At 72.1% G+C, this 19478-nt stretch carries 16 protein-coding genes; 4 read left to right on the forward strand and 12 right to left on the reverse strand.

Going from position 1 to position 19478, the window contains the following annotated elements:
- Positions 1 to 211: 211 nt before the first annotated feature.
- From A6A06_RS04745 to A6A06_RS04765, 5 genes are all read right to left on the reverse strand, one after another.
- The gene (locus A6A06_RS04745) at positions 212 to 1201 is read right to left on the reverse strand and encodes a malate dehydrogenase (protein ID WP_073759089.1); all 990 of its coding nucleotides are present in this window, start codon (positions 1199 to 1201) and stop codon (positions 212 to 214) included.
- A gap of 411 nt (positions 1202 to 1612) precedes the next feature.
- Complete coding sequence (locus A6A06_RS04750) at positions 1613 to 3061, reverse strand: helix-turn-helix domain-containing protein (protein WP_073759091.1); 1449 nt, start codon at positions 3059 to 3061, stop codon at positions 1613 to 1615.
- A 273-nt stretch (positions 3062 to 3334) separates the two neighbouring features.
- Entirely contained in the window at positions 3335 to 4555 is a 1221-nt protein-coding gene (locus tag A6A06_RS04755) for an NADP-dependent isocitrate dehydrogenase (RefSeq protein WP_073759093.1), read from the reverse strand.
- Between the two features lie 280 nt (positions 4556 to 4835).
- Positions 4836 to 5264, reverse strand: coding sequence for a DUF3017 domain-containing protein (locus tag A6A06_RS04760; RefSeq protein ID WP_073759095.1), 429 nt, complete (start codon positions 5262 to 5264; stop codon positions 4836 to 4838).
- 50 nt (positions 5265 to 5314) lie between these two features.
- Positions 5315 to 6169 carry a bifunctional methylenetetrahydrofolate dehydrogenase/methenyltetrahydrofolate cyclohydrolase gene (locus tag A6A06_RS04765; protein WP_073759097.1) on the reverse strand — a complete coding sequence of 285 codons (855 nt, stop codon included), beginning with the start codon at positions 6167 to 6169 and terminating at the stop codon, positions 5315 to 5317.
- Between the two features lie 278 nt (positions 6170 to 6447).
- On the opposite strand from A6A06_RS04765, the gene A6A06_RS04770 reads away from it, so the two are divergent.
- Positions 6448 to 7254 carry an RDD family protein gene (locus tag A6A06_RS04770; RefSeq protein WP_073759099.1) on the forward strand — a complete coding sequence of 269 codons (807 nt, stop codon included), beginning with the start codon at positions 6448 to 6450 and terminating at the stop codon, positions 7252 to 7254.
- Between the two features lie 157 nt (positions 7255 to 7411).
- Positions 7412 to 8032 (forward strand): hypothetical protein, encoded by a 621-nt coding sequence (locus A6A06_RS04775; protein ID WP_073759101.1) that lies wholly within the window; start codon positions 7412 to 7414, stop codon positions 8030 to 8032.
- Positions 8033 to 8256: 224 nt separating this feature from the next.
- Here the strand turns inward: A6A06_RS04775 and purH are convergent, their stop codons facing one another.
- Both purH and purN read right to left on the reverse strand, forming a co-directional pair.
- Positions 8257 to 9840, reverse strand: coding sequence for a bifunctional phosphoribosylaminoimidazolecarboxamide formyltransferase/IMP cyclohydrolase (gene purH, locus A6A06_RS04780; RefSeq protein WP_073759103.1), 1584 nt, complete (start codon positions 9838 to 9840; stop codon positions 8257 to 8259).
- Entirely contained in the window at positions 9837 to 10490 is a 654-nt protein-coding gene (gene purN, locus A6A06_RS04785; RefSeq protein WP_073759105.1) for a phosphoribosylglycinamide formyltransferase, read from the reverse strand. Before purN ends, purH begins: the two co-directional genes overlap by 4 nt.
- A gap of 269 nt (positions 10491 to 10759) precedes the next feature.
- Here purN and A6A06_RS04790 point away from each other — a divergent pair, with 269 nt between their 5' ends.
- The gene (locus tag A6A06_RS04790; RefSeq protein ID WP_242440560.1) at positions 10760 to 11878 is read left to right on the forward strand and encodes a hypothetical protein; all 1119 of its coding nucleotides are present in this window, start codon (positions 10760 to 10762) and stop codon (positions 11876 to 11878) included.
- A gap of 65 nt (positions 11879 to 11943) precedes the next feature.
- Here A6A06_RS04790 and A6A06_RS04795 read toward each other — a convergent pair whose 3' ends face one another.
- The gene (locus tag A6A06_RS04795) at positions 11944 to 13860 is read right to left on the reverse strand and encodes a cell division protein PerM (RefSeq protein WP_199930671.1); all 1917 of its coding nucleotides are present in this window, start codon (positions 13858 to 13860) and stop codon (positions 11944 to 11946) included.
- Between the two features lie 185 nt (positions 13861 to 14045).
- Between A6A06_RS04795 and A6A06_RS40655 the strand changes: the two genes are divergently transcribed.
- Positions 14046 to 15065, forward strand: a complete 1020-nt coding sequence (locus A6A06_RS40655) for a hypothetical protein (protein WP_079193777.1) — start codon at positions 14046 to 14048, stop codon at positions 15063 to 15065.
- 189 nt (positions 15066 to 15254) lie between these two features.
- On the opposite strand, the gene sucD is transcribed toward A6A06_RS40655, so the two are convergent.
- From sucD to A6A06_RS41435, 4 genes are all read right to left on the reverse strand, one after another.
- On the reverse strand, positions 15255 to 16139 hold the full coding sequence (gene sucD, locus A6A06_RS04805; protein WP_073759111.1) for a succinate--CoA ligase subunit alpha: 885 nt from the start codon (positions 16137 to 16139) through the stop codon (positions 15255 to 15257).
- A 23-nt stretch (positions 16140 to 16162) separates the two neighbouring features.
- Entirely contained in the window at positions 16163 to 17344 is a 1182-nt protein-coding gene (gene sucC / locus A6A06_RS04810) for an ADP-forming succinate--CoA ligase subunit beta (RefSeq protein WP_073759113.1), read from the reverse strand.
- A gap of 418 nt (positions 17345 to 17762) precedes the next feature.
- Positions 17763 to 18344 carry a hypothetical protein gene (locus A6A06_RS04815; RefSeq protein WP_073759115.1) on the reverse strand — a complete coding sequence of 194 codons (582 nt, stop codon included), beginning with the start codon at positions 18342 to 18344 and terminating at the stop codon, positions 17763 to 17765.
- A gap of 140 nt (positions 18345 to 18484) precedes the next feature.
- Complete coding sequence (locus tag A6A06_RS41435; RefSeq protein WP_199930672.1) at positions 18485 to 19375, reverse strand: hypothetical protein; 891 nt, start codon at positions 19373 to 19375, stop codon at positions 18485 to 18487.
- Positions 19376 to 19478 lie beyond the last annotated feature (103 nt).

Below are 19478 nucleotides of genomic sequence, written 5' to 3' on the forward strand. Positions count from 1 at the left end.
CCCCCCGGGCACCAACCGCCCGCGCCGGCGGGCGGGTTGTGTGTCATGAACGCCGCAGCATAAGGGAGGCCGGGGAGCCGTGTCAGGCGCACGCCCGGAAGATCACGCCAAGGTGTGACACCAACGGCCGGAGCCGGTACGGAACCCCGCGGGGTTCCGTACCGGCTCCGGCCGTGCGGGGCGCGTCGGCGGACGCGCGTCCTGCCCGGTGTCAGAGGAGACCGAGACCGCGGACGGCCTCGCGCTCCTCCGACAGCTCCTGGACGGACGCGTCGATGCGCTCGCGCGAGAAGTCGTTGATCTCCAGACCCTGGACGATCTCGTACTTTCCGTCCTTGGTGGTGACCGGGAAGGAGGAGATCAGGCCCTCCGGGACGCCGTAGGAGCCGTCCGAGGGGATGCCCATGGAGGTCCAGTCGCCGTCCGCGGTGCCGTTGACCCAGGTGTGGACGTGGTCGATGGCGGCGTTGGCGGCGGAGGCGGCCGAGGAGGCGCCCCGGGCCTCGATGATCGCGGCGCCGCGCTTGGCGACGGTCGGGATGAAGGTGTCGGCCAGCCACGCCTGGTCGTTCACGGCCTCGGCGGCGTTCTTGCCGGCGACCTCGGCGTGGAAGATGTCCGGGTACTGGGTCGCGGAGTGGTTGCCCCAGATCGTCAGGCGGCGGATCTCGGAGACCGGGGTGCCGGTCTTCTGCGCGAGCTGCGAGACGGCGCGGTTGTGGTCCAGGCGGGTCATCGCGGTGAAGCGCTCGGCCGGTACGTCCGGGGCGGCGGCCTGGGCGATCAGGGCGTTGGTGTTGGCGGGGTTGCCGACGACCAGGACCTTGATGTCGTCCGCGGCGTGGTCGTTGATGGCCTTGCCCTGCGGCTTGAAGATGCCGCCGTTGGCCTCCAGCAGGTCGCCGCGCTCCATGCCCTTGGTGCGGGGGCGGGCGCCGACGAGCAGGGCCACGTTCGCGCCGTCGAAGGCCACGTTCGGGTCGTCGGAGATGTCGATGCCGCGCAGCAGCGGGAAGGCGCAGTCGTCGAGCTCCATGGCGGTGCCCTCGGCGGCCTTCAGGCCCTGGGGGATCTCCAGGAGGCGCAGCTTGACCGGCACGTCCGCGCCGAGCAGATGACCGGAGGCGATGCGGAAGAGGAGTGCGTAACCGATCTGGCCGGCCGCGCCGGTGACGGTGACATTGACGGGAGTGCGGGTCATGGCGATCTCCTGCGCGATATTTTCTGGGGTTCCTGGGGGCAAGCCCCCTCACCGCGTTGGTGGCGGCGGGAACCTCTGCCCGTTTACCGAGATCTCTTGGTATCGAGAGACCCGGCCGTCAGGCTATCGGACCGCCGCACCGCACCGCCCCCGGGCCGGTGTGGAACGCCTCACCGGCCCCCCGCGGAGGTCCGGCGGGCCCCCGCGGGCAGGCGGCGGGCGGCCGCCCGCTCAAGGAGGGGGAGCGCGGACGGCCGCCGGTTGGTGCCATACCCGTGGGGGGTCAGTTATGCCCCTGCCCCGGATTCGCGCGGGCAATCCCCTGCCGTACCCACCTTCCCGTAACAGGCGGTATGCGGATTTCGTCCGAGATGTACTGACCGGTGGCTGAATCTCCACCCCCGGCCCGCCTCACCCGGCGCTCCGCCCCGGCCCCGACGGCACCGGCTCCGCGCAGCCCTTCACGCCCGCCGCGGTCGTCCCGCACGCGGTGACCTTCGCCGGGTCCCCGGACACCGGGACCATCGCGGTGTACGCGTCGCCGTCCTGCCCGGCGGCCACCTTCTCGGTCCGGCCCGCCGAACTGATCGACGCCTGGTCGCCCGGCGCGGCCCCGGTGACACGGGCCCAGGCGGCGCCGCACACCTTGCTGTACCGCACCTCGATCAGGGAGCCCCCGGCGTACCCACGGGACGGGCTGCCGGCGTTCCGGCCGCCGCACCCCATCGCCTCGGGGTCCTTGCCCGCGCAGTCGGCTCCGGCGCACTTCACCCCGGCGGGCAGCACCGGCTTCTTGCTCGGGGACGCGGACGGCACGGGCGCCGCCTGCTTGTCCTCCTTGCCGCCCACGTCGAGCAGCAGCACCGCGGCGGCGATCACCAGCAGCGCGCCGACCACCCCCGCCAGGAACATGGTGACGCGGCGACGGCGCAGCTGCCGGTCGGCGTCGTCCGGGGAGCCCGCGGGCGGCACGGACGAGGCGGACGATGCGGACGGCGTGGACGAGGCGGATGACGCGGACGAGGCGGACGGCGTGGACGGCGCAGGGCGGTGCTCCGCGCCGGGGCCCTCCGCATGGCCCACGGGAGCGGCGTCCGGGGCCACCGGCACGGCGTCCGGATAGCCGGCCAGGCGGGGCCAGGACACCCGGTCCGGCCGGCCGTCGTCGGGGTCCGCCGCGGCGGGCTCCAGCGGCTTGCGGCCCGGGGCCGACGGCGGTGCTGCCGGGGCCGCGGACGGCGCGGCCATGCCGGGGAAGTCGGCGGTGGACGGCAGTTCGTCGCCGCGCTGCCGAGGTGCGGCGGGCGCCGTGGCGGCCTGCGCGGCGCCGCTGCCGCCGCGCCCCCGCGTCCCGGCCTGCCCCGCGTCCCGGCCGTCCCGGTCCCCGGCCGGGTTCTTCCCGGGGCCGCCGTCCGGCTCCTCGGCCCGCTCCCCCGCCCCGGCCTCGTCCTTGTCCTCGGGCTTCGCCTTTTCCTTGATCTTCTCTTTGGTACGGGACTTCGCCTTGCCCGGCGCCGGGCCGAACTCCCCCAGCGCGGCCCGCGCCTGCGCCACCCGGATGGCCTCCATGGTGACGTCGTGCCGCATCTCCGAACGGCTCCAGGCACGTTCGGCCAGCTCCCACATCGTGGTGAGGTGCCCGGTGTGCGCGCCGGTCGCCTCGGCCAGCGCCACCACCGCACGCTGCGGCGGCAGCAGTCTTCCGTTGAGGTAGCGCTCCCACGAGGTCTTGCTGTAGCCGGTCCGGTCCGCGACGGCGGCCACGCTCAGACCGCTGCGCTCAACGAGTCTGCGCAGCTGACTGGCGAACTCCTTGACCTGCGGATCGAGTTCTTCCGGTAGCGCCCTCCAGCGAGGCATTGCCTCCCCCTAACCCCCCATATGCGCCTGCTCGTGCCTGTCCCTTGCTCTTGCGTCCGCTCCTTCGCCGGGGCGCGACCCCCCGCAGCCCGCCCCGGTGGTTACTCACAGGGATGCTCAGAGCCAGGATGCCAGTTCCCATCTCCCGGGCGCATGGGAGCGTTCGGGCACCGGACATGCGGACGTGCACGCCCGTACACTTCCGCCCGCTTGCGCCGGGCGAGGTCACGGGCCCGTGCCCCGGTTGCCCTGCGCGGCCCGCGCGGCCCGCGCTCAGGCGCCGGCCATCCCCTTCTGCAATCCGGTGTCGAGCGCGTCGAGGAACTCCTCCGTGGTCAGGTACGGCTGGTTCTTCGAGACCAGCTGCGCCAGGTCCTTGGTCATCCGGCCGTCCTCGACCGTCTCGACGCAGACCCGCTCCAGCGTCCGGGCGAACGCGGTGACTTCGGGTGTGCCGTCCAGCCCGCCGCGGTGGGCCAGGCCGCGGGTCCAGGCGAAGACCGAGGCGATCGGGTTGGTCGAGGTGGCCTTGCCCTGCTGGTGGCGACGGTAGTGCCGGGTCACCGTGCCGTGGGCGGCCTCGGCCTCGACGGTCCGGCCGTCGGCGGACATCAGGACGGAGGTCATCAGGCCGAGCGAGCCGAAGCCCTGCGCCACGACGTCGGACTGGACGTCCCCGTCGTAGTTCTTGCAGGCCCAGACGTAACCGCCGGACCGCCGCAGGGACGCGGCGGCCATGTCGTCGATCAGCCGGTGTTCGTAGGTCAGGCCCCCGGCGTCGAAATCTGCCTTGAACTCGGCGTCGAAGACCTCCTGGAAGAGGTCCTTGAACCGGCCGTCGTACTTCTTGAGGACCGTGTTCTTGGTGGACAGGTACACCGGGTACGAACGGGCCAGGCCGTAGCGGAACGCGGCGCGCGCGAAGTCGCGTACCGACGCGTCGTGGTTGTACATGGCGAGCGCGACGCCGGGGCCGGGGAAGTCGTGGACCTCCAGCTCGACCGGGTCGCCGCCGTCCCGGGGCGTGTAGGCCAGGGTGAGGGTGCCGGGGCCCGGGATCTTCAGGTCGGTGGCGCGGTACTGGTCGCCAAAGGCGTGGCGGGCGACGACGACCGGCTCCGTCCAGCCCGGTACGGGCCGGGGCACGTTCCGCACGATGACCGGCTCGCGGAAGATCACACCGCCGAGGAGGTCGCGGATGGTGGCGTTGGGCGAGCGGTACATCGCCTTGAGGCCGAACTCCTCGACCCGCGCCTCGTCCGGGGTGATGGTGGCGCACTTGACGCCGACGCCGTACGTCCCGATCGCGTGGGCGGCGTCGACGGTGACCTGGTCGCCGGTGGCGTCGCGGTTCTCGATGCCCAGGTCGAAGTACTTCAGGTCGATGTCGAGATGGGGCAGGATCAGCGTGTTCCTGATGGCGGACCAGATGACGCGGGTCATCTCGTCGCCGTCGAGCTCGACGACGGGCTGGGCAACCTTGATCTTGGCCATGGGGCGGGGCGTCCCTCTCGCGCGACGACTGGGGCGGCGAGGCCGGCGGCGTCCCGGACACGTCGATGTGCCTCGGCCGCCAAGCTACTCGGCGGCGGGACGCGCCGGCCGCCCCTGAGAGCGCGCGGGGGCGCACGTCACGCGAATGGCGCGGGAGAGCCGCGTACGGCCCCGTACGGCCGGGGCCGTACAGCTCCCGTACGGCCGGGTCCGGGGAGGCCCGTAGCGCACCGGCCTCCCCGTACGGCCGGGAGCGTGGAGGGGCCCGTACGGCCCCGGCTCACCAGACCGTGAAGTGCACCAGGTCGTCCAGGAACGGAAGCTTCAGCCACGGCTTGGGCTGCGCCATCAGTGCCAGCAGGACGATGGCCAGGCCCAGCCCGCCGTAGGTCGCCATGTCCGTGAAGCGGGACCGTACGGCCAGCATGCCCACCTTCGGCAGCATCCGGCGCATCACCGCTCCGCCCAGCAGGGACAGGCCGATCAGCAGCGACCCGATACGGAAGCCGTCGAGGGCGACGACGAGCAGCCCGAGGGCCACCCCGCCCATGACGGCCAGCAGCGGCCACTGCCGGGCGGGCGGGGCGGCGCTGCCGGGGGCGGTACGGGCGCCGCCCTCCGGCCGCGCGGTGTCGGTGGTGATCCGCGGGAAGCGGCGCGAGGGCCGCTGCGGCTCGGAGGCGCCTTCCGCGTGCGCTTCGGCACTCATGGGTGGCAGTCCCTTTCCGTGTCCGTTCCGGTGCTGCGGGGAGTTCGGGTTCAGCCCGCGGCGCGCTCGGCCGCCTCGACGACGTTGACCAGCAGCTGGGCGCGGGTCATCGGGCCGACGCCGCCCGGGTTCGGGGAGATCCAGTCCGCGACCTCGGCGACGCCGGGGTGCACATCGCCGACGATCTTGCCGTTCTCGTCGCGGCTGACGCCGACGTCCAGGACGGCCGCGCCCGGCTTGACGTCCTCCGGCTTGATGATGTGCGGCACACCGGCGGCGGCCACCACGATGTCGGCCTGCTTGAGCTGCGCGGCCAGGTCGCGGGTGCCGGTGTGGCACTGGGTGACGGTGGCGTTCTCCGACTTGCGGGTCAGCAGCAGCGGGATCGAACGCCCGACGGTGATGCCGCGGCCGACCACGACCACGTGCGCCCCGTTGATCGCCACACCGTGGTGGCGCAGCAGCTGGATGATGCCGTACGGGGTGCAGGGCAGCGGCCCGTCGATGCCCAGCACCAGGCGGCCCAGGCTCACCGGGTGCAGGCCGTCGGCGTCCTTGGCCGGGTCCATCAGCTCCAGGACGCGGTTGGTGTCGATGCCCTTGGGGAGCGGAAGTTGGACGATGTAGCCGGTGCAGTCCGGGTCCTCGTTCAGCTCCCGTACGACGGCCTCGATCTCTTCCTGCGTGGCGGTGTCCGGCAGTTCCTTCTGGATGGAGGCGATGCCGACCTGGGCACAGTCGCGGTGCTTGCCGTTGACGTACCAGCGGCTTCCCGGGTCGTCACCGACCAGGAGGGTGCCGAGTCCGGGGGTGACGCCCCGGGCCTTCAGTGCCTCCACGCGGACGGCGAGTTCGGACTTGATCGCGGCGGCGGTGGCCTTGCCATCGAGAATCTGGGCGCTCATACCCCCCATCCTCCCGGATGAAGCCACTTCCGTTCCAATCAGGGCGCGCTATGGCCACTGACAAGAGCGATGACCGGAGATGACCGAAATGAATTTACGGAATCGATCATTGCACTTGCACAACACCTGAGCCTCTTGACTGGACAACGATATTGCGCAACTAGAAAGATTGCCGCTCAGTGCCGCAGGCATCATCGGGGGGCGGGGCACTGATCCCAGGCTTTCCTCCGAGCACGCCCTGCCGTCCCCCACTGAACAACAACGGAGGAAACCAGCCAATGAGCTTTGGCGACCCGAACAATCCCTACGGCCAGCCGCAGGGGCAGCCCGGCCCGTACGGCCAGCAGCCCCAGGCACCGTACGGCCAGCCGCCGCAGGCGCCGCAGGCCCAGCCGGGGTACGGCTATCCGCAGCAGGCCCCGCAGGCCCAGCCGGGGTACGGCTACCCCCAGCAGGCCCCGCCGCAGCCGCAGTCCCCGTACGGCCAGCCGCCGCAGGTGCCCCAGCAGCAGGCGTACGGCTACCCGCAGCAGGGCGCACCGTACGGCCAGCCCGGAATGCCGGGAATGGGCGGGCCGCCGGCCTTCGCGAGCTGGGGCGCGCGCGTCGGCGCGACCCTGCTCGACGGCCTGATCGTCGGTGTGGTCCCGACGATCCTGTATGTCGTCGGAATGATCGTGGCGGCCGCCAACACGACCGTCTCGGTCCCGGACACGGCCTACTGCGGCTCCGACTACCAGTGCATACAGGACGCCTACAACAACGCCAACGACGCGGCCGGCGCCCCCGCCTTCGCGATCATCCTCATCGTGCTCGGCGCCCTGCTCGGCCTCGCCGGCTGGCTCTTCCTGGTCGCCAAGGAAGGCTCCACCGGCCAGACCCCGGGCAAGAAGGCCCTGAACATCCGCGTCGTGCGCGAGGCGACCGGGCAGCAGCTCGGCTTCGGCCTGGCCTTCGGGCGCAAGCTCTGCCACGTGGTGGACGGTCCGCTGTGCGGTCTCGGCTACTGGTGGCCGCTGTGGGACGAGAAGTCGCAGACGTTCGCCGACAAGATCACCAGCACGGTGGTCGTCCGCACGCAGTAAGCCCTCCCCCGGCACGGCCCGAAGCCCCCTCGCACCGTCAGGGCGAGGGGGCTTCGCCGCCCCCGTAGGCTCTTACCGCTCTCTTACCTCACCCGGAACCGCCGGAACCGCGCAGCACCGGCTGACACCAGGTCACACCGCTCGAAGGACACCGCTCGTGAGCTACCCGAACCAGCACAACCCCTACGGGGCGCCGCAGGGCCAGCCCCAGGGCCCGCCGCCGCAGGGCCACCCCCAGGGCCCGCCCGCCCAGTACGGCTACCCGCAGCAGCAGCCGATGCAGCCGCAGCAGCCGTACGCGCCGTTCCCCGCGGGGCCGATGGGTCCGGGCGGAATGCCCGGCATACCCACGCCGCACCAGATGCCCGGCAACACCAAGGCCGCGCGCGTCATGCTCTTCGTCCTCGCCGCCACGGGCGTCTTCGGCATCATCGGTGTGACCGTCGTCCTGAACCAGCTGAGCAGCAACTCGGCCCGGTACGACGGTTTCGGCGGCGACACCCAGAGCATGCTCAACGCCGGCAAGGGCGTCCTGGTCGTCGTCATGATCCTCATGGCGGCCTACGCGGCCGCCGCGCTGGTACTGGCGCTCCAGTACTCCAAGGGCGGCAACGGCATCCGCATCGGCAGCATCATCTTCGGCGCGGTGTCGGTCCTGTGCAGCATTCCGTTCGCCCTCAGCCTCTACGGCATCCCCAACTTCGCGCTGTCCATCCTCGTCATCGTCTTCGCGGCGAAGCAGGAGAGCCAGGCGTGGTTCATGCGGCCGCGGTACTGAGGTCTTGACGCCGGGGCCCTGGTGCTGAGGCCCGGTCACCGAGGTTCCGCCCGGCCGGGGCAGGTCCTGGACGCACCCGGGGCACGTCCGGGGTGCGTCAGGAGCACGTCCGGGGCACGTCCGGCACGCGAAAAGGCCCGCCTTCCGCAGTACGCGGAAGACGGGCCTTTCGCCTGGGTACGGCTCGGTGGAACTTGGCGGAACTCGGTGGAACTCGGTGGAACTCAGTGGAAGAAGTGCCGGGTCCCGGTCAGGTACATCGTCACGCCCGCGGCCTTAGCCGCCTCGACCACCAGCTCGTCACGGACCGAACCGCCGGGCTGCGCGACGGCCTTGACGCCCGCCTCCAGCAGCACCTCCAGCCCGTCCGGGAAGGGGAAGAACGCGTCGGAGGCCGCGTAGGAGCCCCGTGCCCGCTCCTCGCCGGCCCGCTGCACGGCCAGCTTCGCCGAGTCCACGCGGTTGACCTGGCCCATGCCGACGCCGACCGTGGCGCCGTCCTTGGCGAGCAGGATCGCGTTGGACTTCACGGCGCGCGACGCACGCCAGGCGAAGGCCAGTTCGGCCAGTTCGCCCTCGGACAGCGCCTCGCCGGTCGCCAGCGTCCAGTTGGCCGGGTCGTCGCCCTCGGCCTGGAGGACGTCCTTGACCTGGGCCAGGCCGCCGCCGTCGATCGGCTTGAACTCGGCCGGCGGCTGCGGGCCCTCGGGGCAGCGCAGGACCCGGATGTTCTTCTTGCGGGACAGCACCTCGACCGCGCCGTCCTCGTAGTCCGGGGCGACGATGACCTCGGTGAAGATCTCCGCGACCTGCTCGGCCATCGCCACGGACACCGGGCGATTGACGGCGATGACGCCGCCGAAGGCCGACAGCGAGTCGCAGGTGTGCGCCTTGCGGTGCGCCTCGGCGACGTCGTCACCGATCGCGATGCCGCACGGGTTGGCGTGCTTGATGATGGCCACGCAGGGCTCGGTGTGGTCGTACGCGGCCCGGCGCGCGGCGTCGGTGTCCGTGTAGTTGTTGTACGACATCTCCTTGCCGTGCAGCTGCTCGGCCTCGGCCAGACCTCCGCAGCCGCCCCCCGCGGCGGAGCCGCCATGAGACACATAGAGCGCGGCCGCCTGGTGCGGGTTCTCGCCGTAGCGCAGTACGTTCTTACGCTCGTACGTCACGCCGAGGAAGCCGGGGAACTCGCCGCCGTCACCCGCGTAGTCGCCCGCGAACCAGGAGGCCACGGCCACGTCGTACTCGGCGGTGTGCCGGAACGCCTCCGCCGCCAGCCGCCTGCGCTCCTGAAGGTCGAAGCCGCCGTCCGCGACGCCCTTGAGCACGTCCGCGTAGCGGTCGGGGTTGACGACGACGGCGACCGACGGGTGGTTCTTGGCGGCGGCGCGCACCATCGAGGGCCCGCCGATGTCGATCTGCTCCACGCACGCGTCCGGCTCGGCGCCGGAGGCCACGGTGTCGCCGAACGGGTAGAGGTTGACGACCACCAGGTCGAACGGCTCCACACCCAGCTCGTCGAGCTGCCGCCGGTGGTCCTCCAGCCGCAGGTCGGCGAGGATGCCCGCGTGCACCTTGGGGTGCAGCGTCTTGACCCGGCCGTCCAGGCACTCGGGGAAGCCGGTCAGCTCCTCGACCTTGGTCACCGGCACACCGGCCGCCGCGATCTTCGCGGCCGTCGAGCCGGTCGAGACGAGCTGGACGCCCGCCGCGTGCAGCCCCTGGGCCAGTTCTTCGAGGCCCGTCTTGTCGTAGACGCTGACCAGCGCCCGGCGTACGGGCCGCTTCGTTGCTTCGGCGGTCACGGGATCAGTACCTTTCGTCCCTCAATGCGGTAGCCGTGCCGGGCCAGCAGCCCCACGACCTCGACGAGCAGCTTGCGCTCGACTTCCTTGATGCGCTCGTGCAGCGCGGATTCGTCGTCCGCGTCCCGGATCTCGACCACGCCCTGGGCGATGACCGGGCCGGTGTCGACGCCGTCGTCGACGAAGTGGACGGTGCACCCGGTGACCTTGGCGCCGTACGCGAGGGCCTCGCGGACGCCGTGGGCACCGGGAAAACTCGGCAGCAGGGCCGGATGCGTGTTGATGATCCGGCCGCCGTGGCGGGCGAGGAAGTCCTCGCCCAGGATCTTCATGAAACCGGCCGAGACGACGAGGTCGGGCTGGTACGCGGCGACGGCCCCGGCCAGCGCGCGGTCCCAGGCGGCCCGGTCGGCATGGTCCTTGACCCGGCACACGAAGACCGGCAGCCCGGCCCGCTCGGCCCGCTCCAGGCCGGCGATGCCGTCGCGGTCGGCGCCGACCGCGACGATCTCGGCCCCGTACGTACGGGCCCCCTGCTCGGCGATGGCGTCGAGCAGCGCCTGCAGGTTCGTACCGGAACCGGAGACGAGCACGACGATACGGGCCGGTGAAGCGGCGGGAACGGCGGATGAAGAGGAAGCGGAGGCCACGGCGGGGCTCTTTCTCGCGCGGTGCTGCTGTACGGCGGTGTGCGATGCGATGTTGTGCGGTCGTACAAAACCATGGGTAGCCGAAAACCGGGGAACCCTACGAAGGCGCCGACCGTCAGCAACGATACCGGCACACCGCGCGGCCCCCACGGGACGGGGGCGCACGCGAGAGGTAGCGTCGGGCGTGAGAACGCACGCTGTTCGTGGTATCCGCCCGCCCGGCCCACCTGTCGGACGTACGGACGAGACAAGGGGAAGACACACTCCAGATGCCGGACCGACGCCGCCGCGCGGCCCTCCTCCTCCCTCCCACAGCTACCGCTGGGGGGTGCCCCCAGCTCGCCGCCGCTCCCGGGGCGGTGCTGCTGCGTGAGCGCAAGCCGTCCTCCGATGCCGCGGGGGCTCCGGGTTCGTCGGGTTCATCGGGTTCATCGGGTCCTTCGGGTTCATCGGGTTCGCCGGACTCATCTGGTTCGTCGGATTCTTCTGGTTCGTCGGACTCTTCCGGGGCGTCGGGAACGTCCGGGTCATCGGGGACGTCCGGGACGACCGGTGGGCCGGCCAGGGAGCGGGCCCACTCCCGTCCCGCCGGTCAGGACCGGGGGCAAGAGCAGGGTCAGGGTCAGGGCCGCGGTGGTCAGGGCGGCGACAATCCGTTCGCGCCGCCGCCCGCCGACGCCCCCGACCAGCCGTGGCAGCCCCGCCGCGGGCAGGACCAGGACGGCGACCAGGACGGGTCGGGAGACCGGCAGCAGCCCGGCTGGGGGAACCAGTGGAGCAGCCGGCAGCCGGGCCGCCAGGGCGGCGGCTTCGGTACGCGGCAGGGCGGCCGCAACGGCCAGCAGGGACCGGGCGGCCCAGGCGGCCAGGGCGGTCCCGGCGGCTCCGGCGGGCTGCGCTGGGACCCGACCGACCCCGCACAGCGCCGCGCGCGCTACGCGCTGCTCGCCGGCATGTGGGGCTTCTTCTTCGTCCTGTTCAACCTGCCGGAGATCGCGCTCCTGCTGGCGGTCCTCGCCCTGTACTGGGGCATCAGCTCCCTGCGCGCCAAGACGGCACGTACGGGCAGCGGCGCACAGTCCGGAAGCGCGCGCGCCACGGCCGCCGACGTAGCGGGCCAGACCCCGTCCCGTACCGACTCCGGCGCTTCCGCCCCGGGCCACGCACCGACGCCCGTCTCCACCCGTCCTCAGACGACCGCAGCGGTGGCGGGCCTGGTCACCGCCTCGCTGGCGCTGGCCATGGTGGCGGCCACCTTCACACTCCAGCTCGTCTACCGCGACTACTTCACCTGCGTGAACGACGCCCTGACCCGGTCCGCCCAGCACTCCTGCGAGAAGCTGCTCCCCGAGCAGCTGCGTCCGCTGCTCAGCGCCCAGCAGGAGTAGGAGCCGCCGTCCAGCCCGGCAGCCCGCGCCTGCCGCCGGGCGCCGACCGCCATCCGCCGTCCGTCTCAGCCGCCGCCCTCAGGGCCGGCGGCTGAGGTGTTTCCGGGAGCTTCTCCGTACGGCGACGCGGTGGGTTCGAAGTCCGTCATCAGGCCGCCGGAGGAGGCGCGGAGTTCCGACCAGCGGGCCCGGCGGGTGCTGGCGTCGTGCCAGGGGGTGGGTGGGGGTGGGGGTGAGAGGGCTGGTGGTGGCGATGAATGTGAAGGGGGCGTGGGGGAGGTCGGGTGTGGATGTGGGTGGGGGTGGGGGTGAGAGTGCGGATAGGGGGTCGAAGGGGGCCTGGCGGGATGCCGGGCAAGGCGCTGGACGAATCGTCGGCGGGCACGGGTGGCCGTACGCCTCAGCGCCCGCATGCAGAAGCGGCAGGCAGCCCGCGTCCCTCGTCCGGCGGTACCGAGGACTGCCGGGGTGAGCCGTTTCACACCGCGCCACATTCGCGTACGGAGCTTCACGCGCGGCTTCCGTGCGGGTCTCGGCGGGCGCGGGACACCGCGCAGCCACCAGGCGCGCGCGACGAGAGCGCCCGGCATACCGATAAGCAGCGTCCAGCCCAGCGCCGCCAGTCCCGTCTGCCACCAGCTGGGACCGAATCGGGCCAGCGCGGAGCTGCCCAGCGCGCCCCCCGCGAGCCCCGCGAGCAGCGCCGCGACCGCCCCGCAGCCGAGTGCCGCGAGCCCGGCGGCCGCGGCCGTCTCGCGCGGGCCGGTCCACTCGGCGTCCGCCGGGGCCCCGGCAGGCGTGGCGTCGGCCCCGGTCCGGGCTCCGGCTCGCGCGGCGACCGCGTACGCCTTCGCAGGGAGCGCGGAGTACCGGGCCAGCGCCAGTCCGACGGCGAGCGGCACCGCGGCGGTCAGCCAGTGCAGCGTTCCGGTACCGCCCGCCTCCGGGACCATGCCGAACAGCGGGAAGTGCGGCAGGTCCGGGTACCCGGCGGCACCCAGCGGGCCGACCGTGCTGCCCGCGCCGAGCGTGAAGCCGGGGCCGAGCCCGTACGCCAGCCCCCACACGACGGTGTTCGGCAGCAGCACGAGGCTGAGCAGCAGCACGGTGCACCGGTCCGCCCAGTCGTGCGTGAGGGCCAGGAAGTCGGACCGGACCGCGGGGGCATGCCAGCCGAGCGCGAGGAGGACCAGCAGCGCTCCGCAGAGCAGCATCACCAGGACGGCAGCGGACCCCGCGCGCGCCGCGACGGCCGGCCAGCGGCCTCTCAGTGAGGTCCGCAGCCCGGCAGGCAGCCGGTCATGGGCCCGCCGGACCGGTCCTGGCAGCGGGACGAAGGCGGTACGGCCGAGGGTGCGCCAGGCCGCCACGGCCAAGGTCGCGAGAGCGGCCGCCGGTACGTACAGCAGAGCGCTGAGCGGCTCGACGTACAGCGGGCCCGCCGAGGCGTACAGGAGGGCGACGCCTGCGACGAGCAGATATCCGGCCAGCAGCCAGCCGAGGAGGAGGCGGGGGGCGGGCTCCGGGTCGATGTCCTCGGCGTGGAGGAGGCTGGGGGTGGAGGGGGAGGTGTCGCTGGGGCCAAGGGGGTCGCTGGGGCCGGGAGTGGGGGGTTTCGGGGGGTGGGTGGGTTCGAGGATGTGCCGGGCGGACCGGTAGAGCAGCCAGAGGGGCAGGGCCATCAGGAGCAGCGGCGTCACGGCGACGGGCGATGCGCCGCCGGAGGCCGCCACGACTCGTACGAGGTCGCTGCCGTGGGCGAGAAACCACAGGTCGGCGGCGAGGTGCAGGGCGCGGGACGGGTCGCTGTCCGGGTACGGGGCGGCCACCCAGAGCAGCAGTACCGCCACGGCGAAGGCCCCGAGTCCGAGCCCCGCCGCCAGCACTCCGCCGAGGAAGGCGGTGCCGAGCGCGGAGGACCGCTGGCTGGAGGCACGGCCGCGCGACGACAACGTCGGGCCGCGGTCGGTCAATTGGCTCACACCGCCATGCTGCCAACAACACACGTTTCCGCCATGGAGCAGGCGATTACCGGACGTGTCGCTCAATATATGTTTATGTACCTATTCATGTCGCCGAGTCGTCCGTACACCACCGGCCCCTCGGACGCGCACCCCAGCACCTCCGCCGCCCGCACCCGCGCCCCCGCCCGTACGGAGAGGTCGGCATGACCGGACGCACCGGACGCACCGGACGCACGAAGAAAGCCACCCCCTCAGCGATGGCCGACACCGAGCCCGACACGGCGTCAGGAACGCCCACCGCAAGCGCGCTTGACGAAACGTCAGCATCTGGCCGTACCCACATCACCCCCGCAGCCGCCTTCGACGCCCTCTACACCCGGCACGCTCCCGACCTGACCCGCCAGGCGATCGTGCTCACCGGCCATCCCCACCTCTCTCAGGAAGCCGTCGAACGGTCGTTCCAGATGGCCTGGCAGCGCTGGCCCGAGGTGGCGGTCGACCCCGACCCGGCGGGCCGGGTGCGGGCCATGGTGCACGAGTACGCGCTGTCGCCCTGGCACCGTATGCGCCCAGGTGGGCGGGCCGGGCGGCGGCCGTCGCCCAAGGTCCCCGCCCCGCCGCCCGCCACTCCCCCGCAGCGCGCGCTGCGGGACGCCGTACTCAGCCTGCCTACTGCCTACCGGCGGGCGCTGTTCCTGCACGACGGTCTCGGACTGGACCTTAGCGAGACGGCCGCCGAGGTCGAGGCCAGTACACCGGCGACGGCCGGACGGCTGCTGCACGCGCGCCGGGCCGTCGCCGACCGGGTTCCGGAGCTCGGCCTGGCGGACGAGTCACCGGTACGCCAAAGGGAGATCCTGCGCGAGCGGCTGGCCGGGCTCGCCGTCGCGCACCCGGTGGCGCCGTCGGCCGCCAGGACCGTACGCAGCGGCAGCGAGCGGACGGTCAGCCGGATGACGCAGGGCGCGTTCGGGCTCACCGCCGTGATCGCGGCAGCGACCGCCTTCACCCTCGTCAACGAGTCGGGCACCCTGCCCACCCGCCCCGAAGCCGGGCCCCCGGCCCTGTCCGCGTCCCCCACGCCCGGCACGGCGGCCAAGGGCCCCCGCACCCATACGGAGCAGGCCGAACACGGCCGCTCCCAGCACGCCAGGGCGAACGGTCCGGCACGCCGGAAGGTGGTCCGTTCCGGTCCCGGTCTCATCGCGCCGGAGGCCCGGTAGCCGGGAGTGCGGTAGCCCCCAGGCCGGGAGTGCGGTAGCCCCAGGCCGGGCGCGGTAGCCGGGAGTGCGGTCCCCTCGGGCCCTCGGCCCCTCGGCCCCTCGGGCGGGAACGCTCGCGTCGCCGCGCAAAAGGCGCGGGCCCGTACCCCCGTGAAGGAGTACGGGCCCGCGCCCGACGCTGTACCGCGATCAGCCGACGAGGATCTCGCGGGCCAGGCGCGCGGTCTCCGACGGGGTCTTGCCGACCTTGACGCCGGCGGCCTCAAGGGCCTCCTTCTTCGCCTGGGCGGTGCCGGAGGAGCCGGAGACGATGGCGCCGGCGTGGCCCATGGTCTTGCCCTCGGGCGCGGTGAAGCCCGCGACGTAGCCGACGACCGGCTTGGTGACGTTGGCCTTGATGAAGTCGGCCGCACGCTCCTCGGCGTCGCCGCCGATCTCACCGATCATGACGATCAGCTCGGTCTCCGGGTCGGCCTCGAAGGCCTCCAGAGCGTCGATGTGGGTGGTGCCGATGACCGGGTCGCCACCGATGCCGACGGCCGAGGTGAAGCCGATGTCGCGCAGCTCGTACATCATCTGGTAGGTCAGCGTGCCGGACTTCGACACCAGACCGATCCGGCCGGGCTTGGTGATGTCGCCCGGGATGATGCCGGCGTTGGACTGACCGGGGGTGATCAGGCCGGGGCAGTTCGGACCGATGATGCGGGTCTTGTTGCCCTTGCTCGACGCGTACGCCCAGAAGGCGGCGGAGTCGTGCACCGCGATGCCCTCGGTGATCACGACGGCCAGGCCGATCTCGGCGTCGATCGCCTCGACGACGGCGGCCTTGGCGAACTTCGGCGGCACGAAGATGACGGACACGTCGGCGCCGGTCTTCTCCATCGCCTCGGCGACCGAGCCGAAGACGGGTACGGAGGTCCCGTCGAAGTCGACCTCGGTGCCGGCCTTGCGCGGGTTCACGCCGCCGACGACGTTGGTGCCGTCGCCCAGCATGAGCTTGGTGTGCTTCATGCCCGTGGCACCGGTCATGCCCTGGACGATGACCTTGCTGTCCTTGGTGAGGAAGATAGCCATGGTGGTCTGGTTCCCTCTATCCCTTACTTCGCAGCCGCGGCGAGCTCGGCGGCCTTGTCGGCCGCGCCGTCCATGGTGTCCACGCGCTGGACCAGCGGGTGGTTGGCGTCGCTCAGGATCTTGCGACCCAGCTCCGCGTTGTTGCCGTCCAGGCGGACGACCAGCGGCTTGTTGACGTCCTCGCCCTTGGACTTGAGCAGCTCCAGGGCCTGGACGATGCCGTTGGCGACCTCGTCGCAGGCGGTGATGCCGCCGAAGACGTTGACGAAGACGGACTTGACGTCCGGGTCGCCGAGGATGATCTCCAGGCCGTTCGCCATGACCTCGGCGGAGGCGCCGCCACCGATGTCGAGGAAGTTGGCGGGCTTGACGTTGTCGTGCTGCTCACCGGCGTACGCGACGACGTCGAGGGTGCTCATGACGAGACCCGCGCCGTTGCCGATGATGCCGACCTCACCGTCGAGCTTGACGTAGTTGAGGTCCTTGGCCTTCGCGGCGGCCTCGAGCGGGTTGGCCGCCGCCTTGTCCTCAAGGGCCTCGTGCTCCGGCTGGCGGAAGGCGGCGTTCTCGTCGAGCGAGACCTTGCCGTCCAGGGCCAGGATGCGGCCGTCCTTGGTCTTCACCAGCGGGTTCACCTCGACGAGGAGCGCGTCCTCGGCGACGAAGGTGTTCCACAGGGTCACCATGGCCTCGGCGACACCCTCGGCCACCTCGGCCGGGAACTTCGCCTGGGCCACGATCTCGCGGGCCTTCTCGATGTCCACGCCTTCGACGGCGTTGACCGGGACCTTCGCGAGGGCCTCGGGGGTCTTCTCCGCGACCTCCTCGATGTCCATGCCGCCCTGCACCGAGGCCATGGCCAGGAAGGTGCGGTTGGTGCGGTCGAGGAGGTACGAGACGTAGTACTCCGCCTCGATCTCCGGGGACAGCTCGGCGATCATCACCTTGTGGACCGTGTGGCCCTTGATGTCCATGCCGAGGATGTCCGTCGCGCGGGCGACGGCCTCGTCCGGGGTCGCGGCCAGCTTCACGCCGCCGGCCTTGCCGCGGCCGCCGACCTTCACCTGCGCCTTGACGACGGACTTGCCGCCGAGGCGCTCGGTCGCCGCGCGTGCCCCCTCAGGCGTGTCGATGACTTCACCGGCCAGCACCGGTACACCGTGCTTGGCGAAGAGGTCCCTCGCCTGGTACTCGAACAGGTCCACGCGCGTCCGTCCCTTGTCTACTCAGAATCGCCGTAGTGATCGCGGTTCGTTGTCTGCATGGGCGTGCCGCGAAGGGCAACGTGACTGCGCTGTCACTGAGGGATGCGTACACGGTGACCGGTACGCGGCATGTCCGTCTCGCAGGTTATCCCCGCAGGACCGGGCTCCCTAAATCGCAGATCACACTGCGGCGGTGATAACAGTCACAGAGACGGTGGTCACACATCACACAGGGGTACCACCGGCGCCCGGCAGACGGCCCACGCCCCGCCCGCCCTCGGACACAGCGCGAAGCCGGGCGGCCCCTCCCACGGGAAGCCACCCGGCTGTCTCACTCACTGTCCGCCCGGCGGATGGCCGGCGTTACGGGCGTACGGACACCACCCTGCGCGTACGCCGCCGACCCCGCACGGAACGGTCAGACGCCCTGAACCGGCAGGGCCGGGAAGCCCTGGACGCCCGGGACGCCCGGGACGCCCAGGAGGACCGGCAGCGCCGGAATGTTGGCGGCGTTGGTCAGGTCGGTCGACACGGCGGGTACGGCGGGTACGGCGGGTACGGCGGGTACGGCCGGGTCGACGACCGGGCGGGTGGTGGCCAGGGCGCGCTGAGCAGTACCGGTCAGGCGGCCGGTGACCTTGCCGGGGTCTGCGGTCTTGCTGAGGTCGGTGACCTTACCCAGGTCGGCGACCTTGCCCAGGTCGGCCGTCTTGCCGAGGTCGGTGGCCGCAGGCGCCTCCGGGATGGTGGGCAGCTTCGGGGTAGCGGGCACCTCCGGGGTGGCGGGCAGCTTCGGGGTGGCGGGCAGGTCCTGGGTGTGTACGTCGCCACCGGTGACCCCGGCGACCTGACCGGCCACACCGTCCACGGTCTTCTTCGCGGCGGCGGGCAGGTCGGCGGTGCCGGGCAGGTCGGCCGCGTTGGCGGCGACGGAGCCGAGGGCCCACAGACCGGAAGCGGCGGCGGCTACGACGATGGAACGACGGATGTGCGTACGCATGATGATGAAACGTCCTTCGAATTCATGGGGTTCGACGGGCAGACCTGTTCCGCCCCCGCGCGGCAGGTCCTGAGCAGTCCTGCGCAGACGCGTCGTCTGCGGACGGGGATGTTCAGACGCCGGAGGTCTGAAGGTCTGCCCTAGCCCGGGAATTCGAGGATCTCGGCGGCACGCCGCCGCGTGGGCGGCTCGGCCGCCGCGAGGACGCCTCCGGGCACCAGCCCGAAGTGCGCGGATCCCGCCGGTACGGCAGCGAACTGGTCCCCGTTACGGGGGCCGTGGCCGTCACCGGCGGTATGCGAGGCCGACGATATAAGCCCCTGCGGGAACTGACCGGGGAGGGCCGGCAGGCTTCCATGGCCCTGACCCTGACCCTGACCCTGACCCGACTGATGTTCCGACGCCGAACCGGCGCTCTGTGCGCTCCGCGTCGACACGTCAAGGTGATCGCGCAAGCCCGTCGAACTGGGCTTGCCAAGCGTCGAGTTGAGGCCACCGACGACCATCTCGCCATCGGCACCGGCATGCTGCTGACCGGCACCGCGCTGCGGCCCGGAGCCCCGGCCCGGCTGCTCGCCGCGCCCGTCGCCGTGCCCGTTGTCGGCGTCGTCACCATCGTCCGTACCGGGAAGACGACCGGGAAGCTCTACGGGCAGCGCCCCCGCGTCCCCGGCCCGGCGCACGTCGCGCACCACATCCCGTACCGGTGCGGTGACCGGCTCGGTGACCGGCTCGGCGGCCTGCCCAGCGGCCGGTACGGTCCGCTCGGCAACGGGACGCACGGCCTTGCCGACGACCGGTGTCCCGGCCATCGTGTCCGCGTCCGGCCCTCCGCCGCGCTTCAGTTCCCGCCCGGCCCCGGCCGCTGATGCCTTGACGGACGTCTGCGGAACCGCCGATGACGACGCCCCGAGCTGCTGCTCCACGCCCACCGGGCCGTCCACCGCATGCGCACCGCCACCGAACGCGAACCCCAGCGCCACGAACCCCGCCAGGAACAGCCCCGCCAGCAGCACACGGCGCACCGCCACGGTGCGCGGAAGGCGCACAGCGACAGACGGGACCGGCACAGCGGACACGGGCAAACCCTTCGCAGCAGTGAAGGGGCGTGAAACCCCGACAGGAACAGATGGA

This window comes from Streptomyces sp. CB02923 (genome assembly GCF_001905005.1).
Taxonomy (GTDB): Bacteria; Actinomycetota; Actinomycetes; order Streptomycetales; family Streptomycetaceae; genus Streptomyces.

Excerpts from the sequence above, each read along its gene's own strand:
- A6A06_RS04745 (WP_073759089.1), bottom strand. The coding sequence starts at position 1,201 with ATGACCCGCACTCCCGTCAATGTCACCGTCACCGGCGCGGCCGGCCAG.
- A6A06_RS04750 (WP_073759091.1), bottom strand. The coding sequence starts at position 3,061 with ATGCCTCGCTGGAGGGCGCTACCGGAAGAACTCGATCCGCAGGTCAAG.
- A6A06_RS04755 (WP_073759093.1), bottom strand. The coding sequence starts at position 4,555 with ATGGCCAAGATCAAGGTTGCCCAGCCCGTCGTCGAGCTCGACGGCGAC.
- A6A06_RS04760 (WP_073759095.1), bottom strand. The coding sequence starts at position 5,264 with ATGAGTGCCGAAGCGCACGCGGAAGGCGCCTCCGAGCCGCAGCGGCCC.
- A6A06_RS04765 (WP_073759097.1), bottom strand. The coding sequence starts at position 6,169 with ATGAGCGCCCAGATTCTCGATGGCAAGGCCACCGCCGCCGCGATCAAG.
- A6A06_RS04770 (WP_073759099.1), top strand. The coding sequence starts at position 6,448 with ATGAGCTTTGGCGACCCGAACAATCCCTACGGCCAGCCGCAGGGGCAG.
- A6A06_RS04790 (WP_242440560.1), top strand. The coding sequence starts at position 10,760 with ATGCCGGACCGACGCCGCCGCGCGGCCCTCCTCCTCCCTCCCACAGCT.
- A6A06_RS40655 (WP_079193777.1), top strand. The coding sequence starts at position 14,046 with ATGACCGGACGCACCGGACGCACCGGACGCACGAAGAAAGCCACCCCC.
- sucD (WP_073759111.1), bottom strand. The coding sequence starts at position 16,139 with ATGGCTATCTTCCTCACCAAGGACAGCAAGGTCATCGTCCAGGGCATG.
- A6A06_RS04815 (WP_073759115.1), bottom strand. The coding sequence starts at position 18,344 with ATGCGTACGCACATCCGTCGTTCCATCGTCGTAGCCGCCGCCGCTTCC.